Source organism: Actinomadura napierensis, assembly GCF_039529375.1.
Lineage (GTDB): Bacteria > Actinomycetota > Actinomycetes > Streptosporangiales > Streptosporangiaceae > Spirillospora > Spirillospora napierensis.
Genome location: NZ_BAAAMR010000015.1, coordinates 13,061 through 33,309, shown reverse-complemented (window position 1 = coordinate 33,309; position 20,249 = coordinate 13,061). Strand labels below are relative to the sequence as shown.

The window sequence follows — 20,249 nt, the reverse complement described above, 5'->3', positions numbered from 1 at the left end:
CACGGAGGCCCCCTCGCCCGTGGCTGGCACGGAGTCACCGGCCCCGTGCCGGGCACGGATACCCGGCGGCCCCGGAGCGGTCACTGTGACCATCTCGAGGTCTCTGCTGTACCGGTCGGTCGGGCTGCCGATGACGCTGGTCCGGTCTGATCTGTCCAAGGATGCCGAGTTACTGGTACTCCGTCACGAGAACCAGGTGTCGCGCCGTCAGGTTGCAGGTCGACCGCGCTCAGTTTCATGGTGGCCGGCTCTTGTTGCGGCGTTGTCTCGTCTGATTCCGCGCCGGCGGCGGGCCGAAGGTCCGCTCCATCGGCCTGGCGATCCGTTTCGGAACCGCCGAGGCGACAACGAGCCGGCACGGGCCGTTCGGGCGTCCTGCTGGTTAGCCGACGACGGTGTTCATGAGCAGGACGCCGCCCAGACCTAGGACGGCGAGGGTCGAGGTGTAGGCGGTGCGGATTTTGATGGTGTCCAGTACGGAGAGGTTCAGGTATTGCTTGAACAGCCAGAAGCCGGGGTCGTTGACGTGGCTGGCGGCGATGCTGCCGCAGGTGACGGCGAGGACCATCAGTTCGGGGGCGGTGCTGGAGTTGTGGAGCAGGGGCAGGACGATGCCTGCGGCGGTGACGACGGCGACGGAGGCGGAGCCGACCGCGATGCGGACCAGGGCCGCGATGCCCCAGGCCAGGATGAGCGGGGAGATGTTCCAGCCGTGGGTGAGATCGGCGATGTAGTCGGCGATCCCGGACTTGACGAGCACCTCCTTGAAGGCGCCGCCGGCCCCGATGACCATGATGATCATGGCGATCGGTTTGACGGCCTCGTTGCACGACTCCATCGCAGCCGACAGCCAGCCATGGGGCGCGGTCGCCGTGCCGGCAGCTGTGCCGGTCGCTGTGCCGGTCGCTGGGGCGGGAGTGGTCGCCGTGGCCGCTCCGCCGCCCTCGTCGGGACGCGCCGCGGCGCCACCATCGGCAGAGTCGGTCGCGACGGCTGTGTGGTCCTGGTCGGCTTTGGCGGCGGCCCGGCCGATCTTGGGTCCGAGGAGGACGACCGCCAGCAGCAGGGCGATGAGCAGCGCGACCGGGGCTTCGCCGAAGAAGCCGATGTAGTCCATGGCCTTGTTGTCGGAACTCGTGCTGAGATCGGCGACGGCCGAGACCGCCATCAGCACGACCGGGATGACGACGATGAACAGGCAGGTGCTGAAGCGGGGCAGGTCGGCCTCGTCGAACTTGCGCTCGGTGATGAGCGCGACCGGCAGGCGCGGGTTGATCCGCTTGACGTAGGCGAGCCGCGGCCAGAGGTAGCAGACGATCGCGGCGGAGACGATGGCGATGGGGAGACCGTAGAGCAGGGTGATGCCCTGGCTGGCGTGGAAGGTCTCGGTCACGGCGGCCGGCCCGGGGTGCGGCGGCAGGAAGCTGTGCATCGTCGACAGGGTCATCGACATGGGAAGCCCGACCCACAGCAGCGGCAGGTCGTATTCGCGGACGATCGTGAACACCAGTGGGATGAGGAGCACGAAGCCGACCTCGTAGAACATCGTGATGCCGATCGCGGTCGAGGTCAGCACCATGGCGAGCTGGACGCGGCTGATGCCGAAGGCGTCGACCATCGAGGTGGCGATCCGCTGTGCTGCGCCGCTGTCGGCGAGGACCTTGCCGAGCATGGCGCCGAAGCCGAGGATGAGGATCAGCTCGTCGAGCTGGTCACCGACGCCGGAGACGATCGCGTCGTAGATCTTGGGCAGCGCCATACCGCGGGCCAGGCCCACGAACAGGGCGGCGATGAACAGCGCGATGAAGCCGTTGATCTTGAATTTGGTCATCATCACGAGCAGCAGCACTACGGCTAGCGCCACGATGAGCAGGGGCATGGCGATCAGCTCTTTCCGCGGATCCGCTGGGGTGGTCGGCGGTCGGGGTCCTGGGTGGCGGGGGCCACCGGGCCTGCTACCGCGGCAGCGTAGGAGCGCTTTCCATGCGTGTCCAAACCCGATTTGACATCAATTGATACCTTCTCGGCATCATTTTGTCTTTCGAGGAACTCAGCGTGCTTCGTCGCCGTTCATCCCGGTGCGAAAATCGCCGTCGGCGCGCAACATGATCGTCTGCGGCGGACGGGTGCTGTCGACCTTGTGTCTCGGTCTCCAGGTACTTGAGCGCCGCCTGGTTCATGGCGCGGGACTTGGCGGGATCTCCGTTGACCCGTGTCGGGAGGGCGACGTTGCCTGCTGGTCGATGCGCTATGGCCTTCCGGGGCGTTGCTCAGCTCCTTTCAACCGCGACCGTGGCGAGACGTTTGAGGCGGACGATGGGCAACGGCAGATTGACCGTGGCCGCCGCCACAGGTCTGCCGGCACGGTGCCATTGGGCGAGCAGCGACCGGGATGAGGGGTCGCCTTCGAGGAGAATGGGGGTGCCTTGCAGGGGAAGCTCGCCGGCGATCTTGATGTTCAGGCCGAACTGTTCGGTCCAGAAGTAGTGGTCCGGCGCGTAGGGTTCGCGGACGCCGAGCAGGTTGAGGGCCGCGAGACGTCCTTGCAGCACGGCATTGGTCCAGTGCGGCGTCCGCCGGTAGAGGTCCGGTCTGATCTGCCGTGTCGCGACGTCGCCGGCAGCGACCACACTGGGCGCCGCCTGGCACCATGGGTCGACCACGACTCCTTCCGCGAGGCGCAGGCCCGAGTTGTGCAGCCATTCGATGTTGGGGATGTCGCCGACGGCGGAGATGACGACGTCGGCGGTGAGGGTCTGACCATCTGCGGTGGCGACGCCGGTGACCGGGTCGCCGGTCAGGGTGACTCCGCGTGGGGCGAGGACGAAGTCGACGCCGGTCTCGGCGGGGGCCGCCGTGACGATGTCGGCCAGCCAGTGCCCGGTGAGCCGCCGAAGCGGCGGGTCGCGGTCGATGACCGTGACGGCGAGACCGGTGGCGCGCAGGGTGGAGGCGACCTCCATGCCCAGGAAGCCGGCGCCCACGACGATGGCTGAGCGCGCCGTGCGGAGCCGCGCGTTGATGGCGGCGGCGTCGGCGAGGGTGCGGACCACGAGTTCGCCCTGCCGACCGTCGGGGGCCAGCCGTCGCGGTCGGGAGCCGGTCGCGATGATCAGGCCGTCATAGCGCAGATCCGTGCCCCGGGAGAGGGTGACGGTCCGGGTCTGCACGTCCAGTGCGGTGGCGCGGGTGTCCAGATGGACGTCCACGTCGTCGGGCAGAGCCGGCAACGTCACCGAGCCCCGGTCGAGGGCGCCGGAGAGGACGCCCTTCGACAGGGGAACACGCGAGTACGGTGGCGTTTCCTCGTCCGTGACGAGCGTGATCCTTCCGTCCCAGCCGTGCGCGCGCAGGGTGCTGACGGCCGTGGCGGCCGCGATGGATCCGCCCGCGACGACGATGTGCTTCATCGACGTACCTGGAGGGCGGCGACGGGGCACACCCGGGCTCCCGCCTCTGCGGAAGCCTCGAGCCCCGGCGGGATCTCGGGTACGCGAACGTAGACGTATCCCTGCTCGTCGAGGGCGTAGATGTCCGGAGCCGTCTGCTCACAGAGGCCGTGCCCTTCGCACGCGGCGCGGTTGGTCTCGATTTTCATGCGGGCCTCCGGGGGGTGACGCGCAGCGGAACGGAGTCGTAGCCGCGTACGACGGGGTTGCGTCCTCGTACGGGTTCGCCGGTGAGGTGGATGGTGTCGATCTGTGCCGCGAGCGCCTGCAGAAGGGCGGCGGCTTCCATCCGTGCGAGCCCCTGGCCCGCGCAGGCATGAATGCCGTATCCGAAGGCGACGTGGTCGAGGGGGTTGCGGGTGATGTCGAAGCGGTCGGGGTCGGGGTACTTGGCCGGGTCGCGGTTGGCCGCGGCCCAGTTCAGCATCACCCGGGCGCCGGCGGGAACGGTCACGTCGCCGATGGCGACGTCGTGCCGGGCGACGCGGAAGAATCCGGAGACCGGCGCTTCCAGCCGGAGAATCTCCTCGAAGACGGGCCCGGCCAGACGCGGGTCCGCCTTGAGCGCCTCCCACACATCGGTGCGGTCGGCGAACAGCCGCATCAGCGCGGCGATCGCGTTGACCGTGGTGTCCATGCCGGCGGTGAGGTAGGCGCTGACCGTGCGAATGGCGCCGAGCCGGGTGAGGCGGCCGTCGTCGACGGCGTCCATGATGGCCTCGCCCCATCCGCCGGGGGCGAGTTTGGAGCGGTCGGCCATGGTGGCCATCCACTCGTGGTAGCTGCGCATTTGCGGCAGGTGCTGCTGGACGTAGTCGCCGAAGGGGCCGAAGCCGGCGAAGGTCGCGTCCGCGCCGGGATGCATGTACTCGCGTCCTTCGCGGGGGAGGCCCACGAGGTCGGCGACCACGTTGATGGGGAACACTCGGGCGATGTCGAGCACGCCGTCGAAGGTCTCCCGTGCGACCGTCTGCGCGACGAGTCCGTGGGCGTAGTCGCTGATCCGCTGCCGGATCTTCGCCAGCCCGCGGGGGGCCAGCTTGTCCGAGAGCACGGCTCGCAGCGCGTCGTGCTCGGGCGGGTCGGTGGCGAGCACGGACCCTTCGAGCTGCTTGTTGAACTCCGGAGTGAGGGCGACTCCGTGCGCCGAGGTGAAGGTCTGCCAGTCCGCTGCGGCGGCGCGCACGTCTTCGTAGCGCGTCAGCAGGAAGAAGTCGTGCTCGGCGCAGTAGACGACCGGGCCGAGTGAACGCAATTGCGCCAGTGCGGGGGACGGGTCCGCCACCACCTCGGCCGAGAACAGGTCGAGGTGGGTGGTCGGGTGGTCGAGCGGAACGGTCATCTCGAGATCTCCTCGGGCGGAGCCGGACGATGGGCCGTGATGTCTTGCAATTCAAGACTAGTGTCCTGAAAAAGGCAACACATGAGGGCGTGGTGAAGTTTCCAGTGGTGAGAAGGCAGTAAGGCGGGAGAACAGCGCGGACCGTCGCCGCACCGCCGGGCAACGAGCCTCGGGGTACGCGGTGACGGTCCGCCGGCCGGGGGACCGGCGGAGTCGACGTCCGGTCAGGATCGGTCGGTCAACCGGTCGACCAGGGTCCACAGGTCCGGCAGGGCTGCGGCGATGCGCTGTTCCGCGCCTTCCGGAAGGTCGCTGAGCGCCTCGGCTATGCCGCGGTACGAGCTCGCGTTGCTCTGTTCGGCCGCCGCGAGCATCTTGGGCGTGGGGTGCAGCTGGACGTACCGGCGATCCGCCGGGTCGGGCACGCGCACGAAATACCCGTCGCGGACCAGCAGGGTGACCAGAGTGCTGACGTTGTGGGGTTTCATCCGCAATGCCGATGCGGCCTGCCGTACGGTGATGCCCGGTTCGGCAGCGACCAGATGCAGCAGTTCCACCTGGGCCAGCGGGCGCACCTTCTCCTCGGCCGGGGGCTTCTGCCCCTGCAGCAGCCGACGGTGCAGCGTCCAGACGAGGCGGGTGAGGTCTTCCGGCAACCTGTCGGCGGTCACGCCGGCGAAGTTTACAGGCGGATCATGGGGGCGTTCCTCCTCCCACGCGGCCGTGCCGCCTGACGCGGGTCGCCGCGTTCTCATGAGCTGCGCCCTGGTGCGGAGTGAACGAGGTGCTTGATCTCCTGGAACTCGGCCAGGGCACGCGGCCCGTTCAGACGGCCGACGCCGCTCTGCTTGAATCCGCCTTCCTCCATCTGGTCGCGGACGACCCCCCAGTCGTTCGTCCAGACGGTGCCCGCGTCGATCCGGCGGGCCAGGCGCAACGCACGGTCCATGTCCCTGGTCCACACCGAGGCGGCCAGGCCGTACCGGGTGGCATTCGCGCGCCGGATCGCGTCCTCCTCGCCGTCGAAGATTTCGAAGGTGGCCACCGGCCCGAACACTTCTTCCTGCACCAAGGGCGCTTGCAGGTCGGAGACCTCGACGAGCGCGGGACGCACGTAAGCTGCCGCGCCCGTGTATTCCAGCAGCCCACCGCGCACCAGGATTGATCCGTACTGCGCCGACTCGGCGATCACCCGGTCGATTCGGACGGCTTGCGCCCGGTCGATGACCGGACCCATGTCCGTGCCGGGATCGTCGCCCGGCCCGACCTCGACCGCTTCCAGGGCCGCGGTGAGCCGGCCGCGCAATCGGTCGGCGATGGCGCGCTGAACGAGGATCCGGCTGCCGGCCATGCAGAACTGGCCGGCGAAAGTGGTGATCGCGGCGGTGAGCACCGGAACGGCGGCGTCGAGGTCGGCGTCGTCGAAGACGATCATCGGGGACTTGCCGCCGAGCTCCAGCGAGCACGGCTTCAGACGGCGTGCGGCCTCGGCCATGATGGTGCGGCCCACCGCGGTGGACCCGGTGTAGCTGATCACATCGGTGTCCGGGTGGGACACCAGCAGGGGCGCGCCGTCGTTGCCGGACTCGGTGAACGCGTTGAGGACTCCGGCCGGCAGGCTCGGTGTCGTCGCGATGATCTCGTACAGCAGGCCGTTGGTCAGTGCCGTCTGCGCCGGCATCTTCATCGCGACCGTGCAGCCGGCGGCGAGCGCCGGCGCGAAGGAGCGCACTGCCAGGACGACGGGGGAGTTCCATGGCACGATCACTCCGGCCACGCCCAGCGGCTGGTGCAGTGTCATCGAGTAGCTGCCGGGGGCGAGTTCCGCGGCCCGTCCGGTGTCGGTCAAGGCGAGAGCCGCGTTGTAGCGCAGCTTGGGGATCGCGGAGCCGATCTCCATCGCCGCGTCGCCGAGCTTCTTGCCGTTCTCGCGTGACAGGAGCGACACCAGTTCGTCGCGGCGCTCGGTCATCCGGTCGGCCATCTCCAGCAGGACACGGGCGCGCAGGTCGCGGTCGCGGGCCCAGTCGGTCTCGCGGAAGGCGGCCCGGGCGGCGGCGATGGCGTGCCCGGCGGTGACGGCGCCGGCGTCGGCGTAGGTGCCGATCACCTCGCCGGTGGCCGGACACCGTGACTCCCCTGCCGCGTGTCCGTCACTCCAGTCGCCGTTGATGTAGTTGCGCGCGTGGGGAAGGCTCATCGTCCCGCCTCGCCGTCGTGGTCGTCGAAGACGATGACCGGTTTGATGGTGCGGCCGTGGCGGGCGTCCTTTGCGGCTTCGGCCAGATCGGCGGCCGGGTAGAACTCGACGAACCGGTCGTAGGGCAGGCGGCCCTGCCGGAACAGGTCGATCAGGGCGGGTATGAAGGTGACCCGGTCGCTGGCGCCCTCGGTGACGCCGCGGATGGTGCGGCCGTCGATGAGTGCGTTGACGTCGAAGGAGGCACGGCTTCCCGCGGCCGGAGCGCCGATCACCGCTACGGTGCCGAACGCGGCGATCGCGGTGACGGCCAGGTCCAGCAGTGCCGGTACGCCTGTCGTCTCCACGATGGAGGTGACGCCGCGCCCGCCGGTCAAGTCGGCGAGGCTTTCGCCGAGGTCTTCGACACCCGCGTCGATGGTGCGGGTCGCGCCCAGCTCGGAGGCCGTGGTGAGGCGAGACGGCACCCGGTCGGCGACGATCACCGTACTTACGCCGCTGAGCTGTGCGGCGATCACCGCGGACAGGCCCACGGCTCCGGCACCGAACACCGCGAGGGTGTCGCCAGGACCGGGCTTGAGCACGTTGAGCACGGCGCCGGCACCGGTCTGGACGCCACAACCGATCGGTGCCAACAGAGCGAGTTCGCGGTCGTCGGCCGGGTCGACGGGCACCAGGCTGTGCACGGAAACGACGGCGTGCCGGGCCAGGGAGGACTGGCCGAAGAACAGCCCGCCGATGGGCTCCCCACCCGCTGTGCGCAGTGGAGTGGACCCGTCGGGCCGCGCGGCGCCGAAGTTGAGCGGGAAGTAGGTGCCGCACCGGGTCGGCTGACCCGTGCGGCATCGGGCGCAGTGGCCGCACGAGTTGAACGACATCACGACGCGGTCGCCGGGGCGCACGCCACGGGTCCCGGGCCCGACCGCTTCGACGATTCCTGCGCCCTCGTGGCCCAGGACTGCGGGCAGTGGCGTGGGCAGCCGTCCGGCGAGCACCGACAGGTCGGTATGGCACAACCCGGTGGCGACCATGCGGACCAGGGCTTCATCGGGTCCTGGGTCATCGAGTACGACCGGTTCCCAGGCGAAGTCGTCCGCACCGGCTCTGGCGACGGCAGCCGTGGTGGAGGTGGGCACGTCGGTTCTCCTCTACATCGAGCCGGGGTCGGTGCGGCCGCGTCGCATCACCGATGAAAGTGCCGGCCGCATCACGGCCGATCGGTTCGGGAATGTCATGTGGCCATCTCGCTGAGCCGTGATCCGACGTCCGAGACGCCCAGGGGGTCCATGACCGCGGCCACGTACCGGTCCGGCTTGACCAGGACGAAGCGGTTACGGGCGGTGTGCAGTGCTCGTTGCAGTGCACCGTCGGCGTCCGCTATCGCCTGGCGGCCGTCTTCGGCGCGGGGCAGCCGGTCGTCCATGACGACATCGATGCGGCGGATCGGCGCCGCGAGCCGAGACCAGCCGGGGGCCTCGAACGCTTCCCACGCTGCGGCGGGCACCGCCACGCCCAGCACGGCGAAGCCGGAGCCGAGCACGTCGTCGAGCATTACGGGCCGCAAGCGCGGTGATTGCAGGACCCGCGGTTGCGGCAGCAGCGTGCCGGTGAGCGGGTGGGTGTCGAAGACGTACCCGCGTTGGTGCCGGGCGGCGGGCCGGAACCGCATCTGGGTGAGGTAGCGCCGGCCCGGCGGCGTGGCCAGTAGCGTGCGGACGACGACGTCCCGCAGCAGGGCGCGGCCCTTGCCGGTCGTCATGACGACCTCGCCGAGCCGCTCGGAGTACCGCACCATCGCGGTCGCGTGCGGGCGGCGTTCCTGCTCGTAGGTGTCGAGCAGCCGTGCCGGAGCCCGGCCGTGCCATACCTCGTTGATCTTCCAGGCGACGTTGGCGGCGTCGCGGACGCCGGAGTTCAGGCCCTGGCCGGCGAACGGGGGCATCATGTGCGCGGCGTCGCCGAGGAGCAGGCACCGGCCGTCCCGCCATTGGTCGGCGACGACGGCGTTGAAGGTGTAGTTCGTGGAGCGTTCGATCTGCTCGGCGGTGAGGTCGCGATAGGGGGCCAGCAACCGGCGGATGGTGGCGAAGTCGGCCGGTCCCTTCTGCCCTTCACCTGGATTCAGCAGAAATTCGTAACGGCAGCGTCCGCCGCGGCCGGGCACGATGACCGTGGGGCGCGCCGGACGGCCGTGGTGCATCCCGTAGCGCTCGTCGTGATGGTCGCCGATGGTGTCGGCGACCAGCCACACCTGGTGGTGGCTGGTGCCCGTCATGGCGATGCCGAGCAGTTCGCGAACGGTGGAGCGTCCACCGTCGCAGCCGAGCACCCAGCTGAACCGGCGGGTCTCGGTGGCGGCGCCCGGTTGCCCCGCGGCGCGCAGTTCCGCGACGCAGACCCCGCTCCCGGTCCCCCGGTCGTGCAGGGCGACCAGTTCGGTGGAGAACTGCACGTCGGCTTCCGGCCGTGACTTGAGGGCGTCGAGCAGAACGCGCTCCAGCTCCGGCTGGGCGAACTGGTTCTTGAAGGGAAAGCCGTGGCGGTAGGGCTGCGGTCCGCGAGCGTGGAACAGCGGGCGGCCCTTGCGGTCGTAGTACCGGGTGCCGGTCCCCGGTACGACGATGTCGAGGACCGCGTCGGCGAGCCCGGCCTGCTGCAGGGTGCGCAGTGACTCGTCGTCGAGGCTGATCGCCTTGGCCTCGTCGCTGGTCGCGGGGTTGCGTTCGACGAGGGTGACGGGGACGCCGCCGGCGCTGAGCAGATTGGCGACGGTGAGGCCGACGGGGCCGCCGCCCACGACCAGCACGGGGAGCCGTTCGCGGGTCACGGGTTGACCACCGCCATCCAGATGGCTTCGGTTCGGCTCTGCAGCGCGGCTACGGCGGCGTCGGTCTGCGTGAGCGGGAACCGGTGGGTGATGAGCTCGTCGATGGTGAGCGCGCCGCCGCTGAGCAGCGCAAGGACCTCATGGGCGTCGGTGCGGGTACAGGCGCGGGTGCCGATGACGCGCCAGCAGTTGACCATGATCGCCAGGTAGGGCAGGGCCAGAGGGGACTGGTTGGCGCCCATGTGGACGAGGGAGCCGCCGGTGGCCAAGGCGGCGAGGGATTGGGTGCTGGCCGGGCCGTCGGGGATGAAGTCGAGCACCGCGTCCGCGCCCTGAGGAGCGAGTCGGCGCAGGGCTCGGGTCAGTCCCTGGGTGGTGGCCCAGTCGGTGGACAGCGATTCCAGGGCCACGCTGTCGGTGGGGATGTCACCGGCGAGACGGCGCACGGCGTCGAGCCGTTCGGCGCTGCGGCCGACGAGGATCAGGCGGGCCACGCCGAAGTGGGCGGCGAGCTTGATGGTGGCGGTGCCCATGGTGCCGGTGGCGGCGGTGACGATGAGTGTGGCCGCAGATGGCAGCGCCGCGCTTTTCAGCGCTCGTGCCGCATTGGCCAGGTCGTGGACCTTGGCGCCGACGTCGAAGCCGACCGAATCCGGGAGCTTGTCCACCAGCCAGTACGGGACGCGCACGTACTCGGCGAGCCCGCCGTCGTGATACCGGTCGTACAGGGGCATCGGCACCTGCCCGAAGGCGGCGTGGCCGATCATCGCCTGCTGGGGACACATCATGTCCCGGTCGGTGCGGCAGTAGTTGCAGGAGCGGCAGTTCAGGTTCGGGTGAACCCGTACGCGCTCACCGACGGCGACGCCGTCGACGGCGCTGCCCACGGCGGTGATCGTTCCCGCGGCCTCGTGGCCGAGCGTGGTGGGCAGCCGGGTGTAGGCGCCCTGGGCCAGCAGCGTCATCATGCCGGGAGCCAGGCCGGCCGACGCCACCTTGATCAGGACGTCGTGCGGTCCGGGATCGGGGATGGCGATCTTGTCCAGGTGCAACGCGGTGGACCCCTGCAGGGCCCGGGCGGCGAGCATCGCGGTCATGGTTCGGTTCCTTCGCCGGATCAGGTCAGCCGCGCCGGGCGGCCAGCAACCGGGGTGTGTACGGCTCGGCGGTCTTGGAGGTCGCCGCGATCTGCGGCAGTTCGCGGTCGGAGTACACGGCGATGTACTCGGTGTCCGCGGTGCTGATGCTCGTGTGCGCGACACCCAGGGGGATGCGGACGAAGTCGCCGGGGCCCAGATCGACGATGCCGCGCTGGGAGACCAGGGTGCGGTGACCGCTGATCTGATACTGGATTTCGTCCGCGTCCAGGGTCCGCCGGTAGACGTGGCCGCCGACGGCGGGCAGACGCACGGTGGCCAGCCGGAAGCAGGGGGAGCGGTAGAGCCAGTTGACCCCGTCGTCGGTTCCGCGCAGGACCTGCAGTCTGCCGTCCTCCGCGTAGACCTGTTCGAGCAGCCGGAGTTCGTCGATGGGAAACACGGTGATGTCGTGTCCGGGCGTGCCCAGGCATTGGGTCACGGCTTCGTTGACCGCACCGGGTTCCCAGCCGGGGAACGCGGGGAACGTCGGCTCGGACAGGCGCGCCGCTGCGCGCTCTTCCCTGGCCGGCGCGGGCGTGTAGAACAGCAGGTGGCTTTCCTCGCGACCGTGGTTGTCGTGGGCGACTCCACGTGGCAGCCGGGAGAATTCGCCCGGACGGTGTTCGACGACCCCGAGCTCGGTCATCAGGGTCCGGTCGCCGGCGATCTGGTAGGAGATCTCGTCGACGTCGCAGTTGCGGTGGTAGAAGGGCTGACGGTTGTCCATGGTCTGCCATTCGATGCGGACCTGGTCGTTCTCGTAGATTCCGCGCGGCGGAGCGAACGGCTGCGCCCTGTACTCCTGCGGCATATGTACGACCGTCAGTGGCTCGTGGTCTCGCCACAGTTTGATGGGGAACGGGTTCGGGTGCGGAGCAGCCAGCAGCTGGTCCTCATCGCGTTCGATCGTCCGCTCGGGTTGGTCCGTGCAGACGACCTGGACGACTTCTTGCACTGTCGCCATCGGGGTGCCTCGCTTCGTGGGGCGGTGGAGGTCCAGGTCGGATCAGGCGTTGGCCGGCAGGTGCCGTGCGAGGAACTCGTGGGTGCGCTGCCAGGCGAGCCGGGCCGCCTGGGCGTGGTACATGTGGGGCCGTGCGTCGCAGGCGAAGGCATGGCCGGCGTTGTCGTAGACGTGGCTTTCGAAGGTGACTCCCGCTGCGGCGAGGGCGCTGTCGATCGCCTTGACCTGCTCGGCGGGGATGGTGGGGTCTTCGGCGCCGACGTGCAGAAGCACGGGGGCGTCGATGGATTCGGCGCGGGCGATGACGGCGTGCGGGCCGGCGGCGATTCCCGGCCCGTAGAAGACGACGGTGGCGGCGAGACCCGGCATCGCGGTGGCGGTGGTGAAGGCGGCCCGGCCGCCGAAGCAGAATCCGTTGACCGCGACGCGGCCGGCCGGGACGCCCTCGGTGGTGCTCAGATGATCCATGACCGCGCCGACGTCGGTGACGATGGCGTCTGCTCCGATGGCGCCGATCAGGGGCATCGCTTCGGCATGCCGCTGATAGTCGAGGGTGACGACCCCCGTGCGGTGGAACAGGTCGGGGGCCATGGCCAAGAAGCCTTGGGCGGCGTAGCGGCGGGCGATGTCCTGGATGTGGTCGTTGACCCCGAAGGCCTCCTGCAGCACGATGACGGCCCGGTCGGCCGGTGCGGCGGGGCGGGCCGCGTACACGCGCATCGGGCCGTCGGCGGTCGGTAGCGTGAGCCACTCGGTGCTCACGGCGGATGCGGCGCTGGTCGGGTCGGCCATGTGAGACCTCCTTGATCGGTCGGACAACGTGGGCAGAGGTGTGCTCGTGTGGCTGGACCGGCTGGTCCCGCCGCGCCGGCCCAAGGCCGGTTCAGGACGGCATGGCCCCGGGGGCGCGTCGCAGCAGATAGCGCCAGCCCGCCTCGAGCTGGCTCTCGGGCCAGCATTCGGCGCGTTTGGCGCGTGCCTCGTTCATGTCGGAACAGGTGCGGATGTGCCCGGCCGCCATGGCCGCCAGCTGGATCTGGCAGGCCCGTTCGAGCAGAACCGCGTGCATGACGGCGGCGGGAACGCTGCGACCGGCGGCGACCAGACCGTGTTTGGGCATGAGTGCGGCGGGGGCGTCTGCGAGCGTGGCGGCGAGCGTCTCACCGAGTTCGGGTGTACTGACCAGGGCGCCGGTCTCACGGAAACGGGGCACGTCGTCACCGCCGAACAAGGCGCCTTCGTGTGACAGTGCAAGCAGTGGCACGTCGAGGGCGGCGAAGGCGACGGCGCTGCGTGCGTGCGTGTGCACCGAGCAGACCAGCTCTGGCCGGGCCAGCAGCACCTCAAGGTGAATGTGGCACTCCTTGTGCGGAGGGCCTGTGCCGGCCAGCACTGTGGCGTCGAAGGAGACCAGTTGAAGCCGGGTTCTGTCGACTTCTTCGAGTCCCCAGCCCGGTGCTTTGATCCAGATGCCGCGGCCCTGCGGGTCGCGCACCGCGGCATGGCCCCAGACCATGTCCTGGTGGCCGCCGGCCGCCAGCGCATGCGAGGCCTGCACGGCCATTTCCTGGGCTTCGAGAGGAGTCATGCGCGCGGCAGTGCCTGGTAGTAGCGGGCGGCGCCGGGATGCAACGGAACCGGGGTCACACCCATGGTGGCCGGATCCAGCGGATAGGTGATGGGGCTGCGCTCGGGTGCGAGATGCCGGTACTGGTTCTCGATGATGTGCCGGGTCTCGCCGAGTACCCAGGCGATCGCGTAGGCGATGTCGTCGGCCAGGTCGGCGCGGGTCAGGACGAGGAAGTCGGAGAAGTCCAGGGTGCGAAAGCCTCGGCTGGCGGGGAAGTGGCCTTCGTCCACGGTCGCGGCCGGCCAGCTGTAGTCGTCCCACAGCCCATCCAGAACGTCCTGTTCGACTTCGAGCATGTGCAGGTCGCGGCCGATGTCCTGCCATGCGGGCAGCATGTAGGCCTCGTGGGCGACGGCGTCGGCGCGGCCGGCCTTGACGTGGTCGAGGGTCTCGAAGGGGCGCTCGTCCTCCAGGAGCCGCCCGCCCCAGCCACGGATGTCGACGCCGGATCGCGTGAGGATCTCGTGAGCGGCGAGCCCCACGTAGTTCACGCCGTCGTTGACGGACGTGGCGAGCTTGAGCGGCGGCTTCTTCTCGCGCAGTTCGGCGAAGGAGGTGATGCCCCACGATTTGTGGACGCCGATGACCAGACGGTCGCGCTGCGGCACCACACCGAGCGCGCGCAGGTCGGGGAAGCCTTCGGAGCCGAAGACCCCTCGGGAGTCGAGCGCGGCGGTCGTGAAAGCGACGGGGGTCGTCATCGCCACGTGGACCTCCCCGCGGCCGACCGCGCGCACGGCATCGCTGAAACCACGGCCGTTCCAGACGGCGATGCGGGTGTGCGGGCCGCAGCGGTCGGTGAGCTCCTGAGAGATCCACCCGCAAACGCGGTGGAGGTTCGCGGTGCCCCAGTCGCCGCGTAGATGCAGCGTCACCGACCGGTCGATCTTCGGTTCTGCAGGGCGTGCGCCTGCTGTCACATCCGATGACATGGCTCTTCCCCACCATCCGTTGGAGTCCTGATTAACAGGACTATGGTCCTGTTTGCCGAAAATATCCAGCCCTGAGGGACGCCGACCCGCGGCGGGCCGGGCGGACATGGGCGCCTCCGGAGCCCTATCAGCTCTACCACTAGAGGTATACCGTCTGACCTCGTGCTTCAGGTAGCCGTGGCCGGCGCGCAGACGTTGGACGTCTCGCCGAGGCCCTCGATGGTCGTCCGCAGCGTCTGCCCTTCCTCCAGGTAGACCTTGGGGTCGCGGCCGTCGCCCACCCCGCCCGGCGTGCCGGTGAGGATCAGATCGCCGGGCAGAAGAGTGATGATCTCGCTGACGTATGCGACGATGTCGGCGACCCCGAACAGGAGATCCGAGGTCCGCGAGCGCTGCATCACCTCACCGTCGACCTCGCACCGGATCTCCAGGTCCGGCTCCGCGCCGTTGAATTCATCCGCCGTGACCAGGACCGGACCGACCGGAGTGGTCGCCTCGAACGTCTTGCCCGACAGGAACTCGCGCGTACGCCGCTGGTAGTCGCGAACGGTCACATCGTTGGCGACGGTGTAGCCGGCGACATGCGGGAGAGCGGCGTCCTTGCTCACGTGACGGGCGGCCCGCCCGATCACGAAGGCCAACTCGGCCTCCCAGTCCACCCGGGTGCTGACGGAGGGAAGTTCGATGGCGTCGTACGCGCCGATCAGCGCACCGTCGTACTTGGCGAACAACGTGGGGTACTGCGGAGCGTCGCGGCCCATCTCGGCGATGTGGGCGGCGTAGTTGAGTCCGAGACAGATGATCTTGTTCGGGTGCGGCACCACCGGCGCGTACAGCGCGTCCATGCTCGGCAGGCGCTCACCCTCGCACTGGGTGGCGACCTCCTGCCACTGCGCCCCGGCGGCCAGCAGCGACCCGAGGTCCGGGAAGGGCAGCAGAACGTACTCATCGCCGTCCAGGCGCGCCGCGCGAGTCTCGCCTCGGATCCGGAGTGTGGCCAGTCGCATGGGCCGTGCACCTCTTCTGTCGTTGACCGTTGCGGAGTCCTGATCGTACAGTAGTTTTACTATTCAGGATATAAGTCCTGCTAAGTAGGACATCGCGAGAGGTGGAGACATGGCGATCACCGGACTCGGTCACACCGGCCTCTGGGTCTACGACCTGGCGAAGATGCGCGACTTCTACGAGCGGATGATGGGCCTGACGGTCACCGACGAGGACGCCGACCTCGGCATCGTGTTCTTCAGCGCACGCCCCGACGAGGAGCACCACGAGTTCGTGCTGCAGCAGGGGCGCACGTCCGCGATCGGCGACAAGCAGCAGCACCAGATCTCCTGGCGGGTGGCCTCGCTCGACGACATCCGCGACTTCCACCGGCTGTTCCAGCAGGAGGGCGTCCGGGTCCAGCAGGAGGTGACCCACGGCAACGCCTTCGGCATCTACTTCTTCGATCCCGAGGGCAACCGCAACGAGGTGTATCTGCGCATCGAGAAGGACGTCCGGCAGCCGTTCCGCAGGAGCATCGACTTCGGACTGGAGCCCGAGCAGATCTACGCCGAGGCCGAGCGGCTGCTGACCGACGGGGGCACCGCTTACCAGCCGGTGCAGTGACGCGGGCACCGTCATCGCGCCTGCTAACTTGCTTGCATGTCAGTATCGGCACCGCGCGAGGCCGGAGGCGGCCAGGGGTACCGGGTCAGGAATTCGACCGCGGACCGGGCTCTGGACATCCTGCTGCTGTTCGACGACGAACGGCTCACCCTGTCCGCCAGTGAGGTCACCAAACACTTCGGGGTGGCCCGGTCCACCGCATACCGTTACCTGGAGTCGCTGACCTCCAACGGTTTCCTGGAAGAGAACCAGACCGGCAGCGGTTTCCGGCTCGGACCCCGCGTCCTGGAACTGGCGCGACTCGCGCGCAAGGGGATCGGGTTGTCGGAACTGGCCAAGCCGATCATGCGAGAGCTGGTGGAGCGGACCGGCGCCCCGGCGCTTCTCACCCGGCGAACCGGGTCCGCCGTGGTGTGCCTCGAACGCCAGGAGGCCGGGCAGGCGCTCCGGCTGTCGTACGAACGGGGCCAGGTGCTGCCGATCAATGCCGGCGCGGCGGCCCTGGCCCTGCTCGCCTGGGTGCCGGACGACGAGCTCGACGATCTGCTCGCCGGCCCCCTGACCCGGTTCACCGATGCCACCCACGCCGATCCCGACAAGCTGCGGAAGCACCTCGCCGACATTCGCCACCACGGTTATGCGGTCAGCCGCGGCGAACTCGACCCCGATGTCCTCGGTGTCGCGGCTCCGGTTCGCGACGCAGACGGCCGGGTCACCTGCGCGATCAGTATCGCGACGCTCTCGCATCGCGTGCCCGACGCGACGATCGACCAGTACGTCACCCCTGTTCTCGAGGCGGCCGGGCAACTGGCCGATCAAGCGCGGCTGCGGAACATCGCCTGACGTTACGGCCATCGAGTGCGGCCGGATCGGCCAACGACGTCACGACGCGGGGTGGGTGTTCTGCGCCAGGCGGCGGGGCCGACGGCGAGCAGGAGGGCGGTGCCGTTGAACAGGTCGGGGATCCAGATGGGCAGGACTGCCAGTTGGAGGCCTTTGACGCCGACGGCCAGGACGTAGGCGGCGACGACGGTGCCCCAGATGTTGAAGCGGCCGCCGCGGAACTGGGTGGAGCCGAGGAAGACCGCGGCGATGACGGGCAGCAGGAAGCCGGGGCCGATGGTGGGGTCACCGGCCGAGAGCTGGGAGGTCTCCAGCACCCCGTCCAGCCCGGCGACCAGCCCGCTGGTGACCAGCGCACCCAGGATGATCCGCGAGGTACGGATCCCGGCCAGCGCGGCCGCTTCGCTGGACCCGCCCATCGCATCGATGTTGCCGCCGGTGGCCTAGATGCGCCGGCCCAGCGGGTGCGTTCCAGGACGTACCACAGCGCGGCGGACATGTGCCGCAGGTGTTGCTGTTATCACATATAGCGATCATCCTCGCAGCATCCGGATCCCGGCCGTCCGGGGGCTTCACGCGGCGGCCCGGCCAGGCCTTTTCGTTGCATCCCCGTACGCGGACGCGCGGGACGAGCGGAACCGTCACACCCACCCCCGGCAGGAGGCCGATGATGGCCCAGCATCGCGAGACCCCGACCTTCGAGGTCGACGGGCACAAGATCACGGCGCTCGCCGCCGGTCCCGCCGCCGGCAGCGGCAGGCCACTGATCGTCGCCCTGCACGGCGGTACCTACACCGCGCGCTACTTCGACGTGGCGGGAGCCGACCAGGGCTCGTTCCTGGACGTCGCCGCCCGCTGCGGTTATCGGGTCGTGGCCTTCGACCGTCCCGGCTACGGGGGCAGCTCGCCGCTCGAGCCGGACGTCAACACCTTCGCCCGCCACGTGGAGTTGCTCGGCCCTGCCATCGAGCAGGCGGTCGAGCGCTTCCGGGCCGGCGCCGTGTTCCTGGTCGGCCATTCGATCGGCGGCATGATCGCCTTGATGATCGCCGCAGGGGAGCCCGGCTTCCCGCTGATCGGCGTGTCCGCCACCGGGATGGGCGCCGTCATCCCGCCCGGCGGCGCGGCCGAGGCGCTCGGTTCCCTTCCCCCGGACGCGACGGTGGATCTGCCCTACGACCAGCGAGACCAGGTGATGTTCGGGCCCGAGTCCAGCTACGGCCCCGAGGGGCTGGAGCAGGCCCACGGCTCGTACGCCCCGGTCCCGGTACGGGAGCTCGTCCAGGCGCCGATGTGGCCGAAGGAGCACCTGCCGAGCGTGGCGCCGCGCGTCCGCGTCCCGGTGCACAACGCGCTCGCCGAGTTCGACGCCCTCTGGGACAGCACGCCTGAGAACGTCGCCAGGTTCGCCGCCATGTTCACCGCGGCGCCCTTCGTCGACGCGAGCGTCGCCCGCGGCACCGGGCACTGCATCGACCATCACACCCTCGGGTTCGCTCTGCATCTGCGGCAACTGGCCTTCGCCGAGGAGTGCGCCGCCTGGGCCCGGCAGAACGCCGCGAGCGCGCGTTGACTTCCTCCAGCGAGAGCGGCCGCCTCCCGCGCGGCGTCCAGGTCCTGATCGCGGGCGGAGGACCGGTCGGCTTGGCGGCGGCCGTCGAACTCGGCCGGCGCGGTGTCGGCTGCCTGGTCGTCGAGCCGCGCTCCGCCGTCTCCACGGCCCGGCCGCGCTGCAAGACCGTCAACGTCCGCACGATGGAGCACCTGCGCCGCTGGGACCTGGCGGACCGGCTGCGGGAGCGCGCACCGCTGCCCGCCTCCTGGTCGCAGGACGTCGTGTTCTGCACCTCGCTGACCGGCCACGAGCTGTCGCGCTTCACCGGGGTGCTGGGGCTCAGCCCGGAGGGCGACCGGTTCCCCGAGGTCGGCCAGCAGGTTCCGCAGTACGTCCTGGAGGAGCTTCTCCGCGAGGCCGTCGCCGGTATCGACGGCTGCGCCCTCGTGCTCGGAAGCCGGGTCGTCGCGGTGCGGCAGGACGCCGATCTGGTGAGCGTCACCGTCGAGGACGCCTCGGGGAGGCAGAGCACCGTCACCGCCGACTACGTGATCGGCTGCGACGGGCCGCGCAGCGTCGTCCGCGAGCAGATCGGCTCCTCCTACAGCGGGGGAGAGGCGCTGCGCCCCAACTTCGGCATGGTCTTCGCATGCCCCGAGCTCTGGGGCCACGTGAAGCACGGGCCGGCGGTCCAGTACTGGGTCGTCAATCCGTCCGCGCCGGCACTGGTCGGCCCCATCGACCGGGACGGAACCTGGTGGGCGATCGCCTTCGGCGTCGACCGGGAGACCGGCGAACGCGAGGCGCGGCGCATCATCGACGGCCTGGCGGGCCGGCCGGTGCGGGCCGGCGTCCTGTCGACCGACCCCTGGACGGCGCGGATGCAGATCGCCGACCGCATGCGCGACCGCCGGGTGTTCCTCGCCGGCGACGCCGCGCACCTCAACCCCCCGTTCGGCGGCCACGGACTCAACACCGGCATCGGGGACGCGGTGGACCTCGGCTGGAAACTCGCGGCCGTCCTGAACGGCTGGGGCGGGCCGGGCCTGCTCGACGGCTACGAGACCGAACGGCGCCCCATCCAGGAACGCGTCGTCGGCGAGGCGACGGCGAACATGCGGGTGCTCTCGACCGAGCTGCTCGCCGACAACCTCGACGACGGCGACGAGACGGGCGCCCGCGCCCGCGCGGCGGCGGGCACCCGCATCCAGGACACCAAGAAGGCCGAGTTCCACTCCCTCGACCTGGTCCTCGACCTGCACATCACCGCGTCGCCCGTCATAACCTTCGCGCCGTGCGCGGTCGGCGCCGGCTCGCCGGGGGCCCGTCTGCCGCACCGCTTCCTCGAAGACGGCCGGTCGCTGTACGACCTGCTCGGCCCCGACCTGACCCTTCTGGTACTGGACGGCGCGGCGGGCAAGAAGGCGATCGAGGACGCGGCGGCGGTGCTCGGCGTCCCGCTGAAGACCCTCGAACTTCCCGGGTCGGCCGGCACCGGCCGCGCCGGGCCGGGGCTCCTGCTCGTCCGTCCCGACCAGATCGTCGCCTGGGTGGGGAACAGGGCTCCGGACGACGCCATGGCCCTCGTCGACAAGGTACGGGGAGGCACGTGGTCCCGGAGTCCGGCGGCACGCTGATCGCGCCGTGGCACGGTGGGCGCCGCGGCGCTGTTCGGGCCCGGCGGCTCATGTCGGCCGGATCGACGGGAGACCCGGCCGGCACGACCCATGAGCCGCTCAGGCAGCGGGGGAGTACTC

19 protein-coding genes are annotated in these 20,249 nt (G+C 69.9%); 4 read left to right on the top strand and 15 right to left on the bottom strand.

The genetic code is table 11. The annotated features are described in order from the left end of the window. Positions 1-382 precede the first annotated feature (382 nt). The 14 genes from ABD296_RS11310 to ABD296_RS11245 all read right to left on the bottom strand — a co-directional run bounded on the left by ABD296_RS11310 (position 383) and on the right by ABD296_RS11245 (position 15,490). The gene (locus tag ABD296_RS11310) at positions 383-1,879 is read right to left on the bottom strand and encodes a GntT/GntP/DsdX family permease (RefSeq protein ID WP_344264616.1); all 1,497 of its coding nucleotides are present in this window, start codon (positions 1,877-1,879) and stop codon (positions 383-385) included. 391 nt (positions 1,880-2,270) lie between these two features. Beyond that, complete coding sequence (locus tag ABD296_RS11305) at positions 2,271-3,410, bottom strand: NAD(P)/FAD-dependent oxidoreductase (protein WP_344264613.1); 1,140 nt, start codon at positions 3,408-3,410, stop codon at positions 2,271-2,273. After that, positions 3,407-3,598: a ferredoxin gene (locus ABD296_RS11300; protein ID WP_344264610.1), complete on the bottom strand. Its 192-nt coding sequence runs from the start codon at positions 3,596-3,598 to the stop codon at positions 3,407-3,409. The genes ABD296_RS11305 and ABD296_RS11300 overlap by 4 nt, the downstream gene beginning before the upstream one ends. Continuing rightward, a complete protein-coding gene (locus tag ABD296_RS11295; protein ID WP_344264607.1) occupies positions 3,595-4,791 on the bottom strand; it encodes a cytochrome P450 in 1,197 nt (398 codons plus the stop codon). The genes ABD296_RS11300 and ABD296_RS11295 overlap by 4 nt, the downstream gene beginning before the upstream one ends. 224 nt (positions 4,792-5,015) lie before the next feature. Next, positions 5,016-5,462, bottom strand: a complete 447-nt coding sequence (locus ABD296_RS11290; RefSeq protein WP_344264604.1) for a MarR family winged helix-turn-helix transcriptional regulator — start codon at positions 5,460-5,462, stop codon at positions 5,016-5,018. Between the two features lie 80 nt (positions 5,463-5,542). Beyond that, positions 5,543-6,991 carry an aldehyde dehydrogenase family protein gene (locus tag ABD296_RS11285; RefSeq protein ID WP_344264601.1) on the bottom strand — a complete coding sequence of 483 codons (1,449 nt, stop codon included), beginning with the start codon at positions 6,989-6,991 and terminating at the stop codon, positions 5,543-5,545. Next, positions 6,988-8,127 carry an NAD(P)-dependent alcohol dehydrogenase gene (locus tag ABD296_RS11280; RefSeq protein WP_344264598.1) on the bottom strand — a complete coding sequence of 380 codons (1,140 nt, stop codon included), beginning with the start codon at positions 8,125-8,127 and terminating at the stop codon, positions 6,988-6,990. Before ABD296_RS11280 ends, ABD296_RS11285 begins: the two co-directional genes overlap by 4 nt. 95 nt (positions 8,128-8,222) lie before the next feature. Beyond that, positions 8,223-9,818 carry a bifunctional 3-(3-hydroxy-phenyl)propionate/3-hydroxycinnamic acid hydroxylase gene (locus ABD296_RS11275; RefSeq protein ID WP_344264595.1) on the bottom strand — a complete coding sequence of 532 codons (1,596 nt, stop codon included), beginning with the start codon at positions 9,816-9,818 and terminating at the stop codon, positions 8,223-8,225. After that, the gene (locus tag ABD296_RS11270) at positions 9,815-10,915 is read right to left on the bottom strand and encodes an alcohol dehydrogenase catalytic domain-containing protein (protein ID WP_344264592.1); all 1,101 of its coding nucleotides are present in this window, start codon (positions 10,913-10,915) and stop codon (positions 9,815-9,817) included. Before ABD296_RS11270 ends, ABD296_RS11275 begins: the two co-directional genes overlap by 4 nt. Positions 10,916-10,940: 25 nt before the next feature. After that, the gene (locus ABD296_RS11265; RefSeq protein ID WP_344264589.1) at positions 10,941-11,921 is read right to left on the bottom strand and encodes a cupin domain-containing protein; all 981 of its coding nucleotides are present in this window, start codon (positions 11,919-11,921) and stop codon (positions 10,941-10,943) included. A gap of 42 nt (positions 11,922-11,963) precedes the next feature. Beyond that, complete coding sequence (locus ABD296_RS11260; RefSeq protein WP_344264586.1) at positions 11,964-12,713, bottom strand: dienelactone hydrolase family protein; 750 nt, start codon at positions 12,711-12,713, stop codon at positions 11,964-11,966. A 91-nt stretch (positions 12,714-12,804) separates the two neighbouring features. After that, the gene (locus ABD296_RS11255) at positions 12,805-13,509 is read right to left on the bottom strand and encodes a class II aldolase/adducin family protein (RefSeq protein ID WP_344264583.1); all 705 of its coding nucleotides are present in this window, start codon (positions 13,507-13,509) and stop codon (positions 12,805-12,807) included. Next, on the bottom strand, positions 13,506-14,591 hold the full coding sequence (locus tag ABD296_RS11250; RefSeq protein WP_344264580.1) for a TAXI family TRAP transporter solute-binding subunit: 1,086 nt from the start codon (positions 14,589-14,591) through the stop codon (positions 13,506-13,508). The genes ABD296_RS11255 and ABD296_RS11250 overlap by 4 nt, the downstream gene beginning before the upstream one ends. Before the next feature lie 59 nt (positions 14,592-14,650). Next, on the bottom strand, positions 14,651-15,490 hold the full coding sequence (locus ABD296_RS11245; RefSeq protein ID WP_344264577.1) for a fumarylacetoacetate hydrolase family protein: 840 nt from the start codon (positions 15,488-15,490) through the stop codon (positions 14,651-14,653). A gap of 109 nt (positions 15,491-15,599) precedes the next feature. On the opposite strand from ABD296_RS11245, the gene ABD296_RS11240 reads away from it, so the two are divergent. Continuing rightward, entirely contained in the window at positions 15,600-16,094 is a 495-nt protein-coding gene (locus ABD296_RS11240) for a VOC family protein (RefSeq protein WP_344264574.1), read from the top strand. A gap of 36 nt (positions 16,095-16,130) precedes the next feature. Next, positions 16,131-16,937, top strand: a complete 807-nt coding sequence (locus ABD296_RS11235; RefSeq protein ID WP_344264571.1) for an IclR family transcriptional regulator — start codon at positions 16,131-16,133, stop codon at positions 16,935-16,937. A 2-nt stretch (positions 16,938-16,939) separates the two neighbouring features. On the opposite strand, the gene ABD296_RS11230 is transcribed toward ABD296_RS11235, so the two are convergent. Further along, positions 16,940-17,365, bottom strand: a complete 426-nt coding sequence (locus tag ABD296_RS11230) for an ABC transporter permease subunit (RefSeq protein WP_344264779.1) — start codon at positions 17,363-17,365, stop codon at positions 16,940-16,942. Positions 17,366-17,604: 239 nt separating this feature from the next. Here ABD296_RS11230 and ABD296_RS11225 point away from each other — a divergent pair, with 239 nt between their 5' ends. Both ABD296_RS11225 and ABD296_RS11220 read left to right on the top strand, forming a co-directional pair. Next, on the top strand, positions 17,605-18,510 hold the full coding sequence (locus ABD296_RS11225; protein ID WP_344264568.1) for an alpha/beta hydrolase: 906 nt from the start codon (positions 17,605-17,607) through the stop codon (positions 18,508-18,510). Then, positions 18,507-20,129: an FAD-dependent monooxygenase gene (locus ABD296_RS11220; protein WP_344264566.1), complete on the top strand. Its 1,623-nt coding sequence runs from the start codon at positions 18,507-18,509 to the stop codon at positions 20,127-20,129. Before ABD296_RS11225 ends, ABD296_RS11220 begins: the two co-directional genes overlap by 4 nt. Positions 20,130-20,249 lie beyond the last annotated feature (120 nt).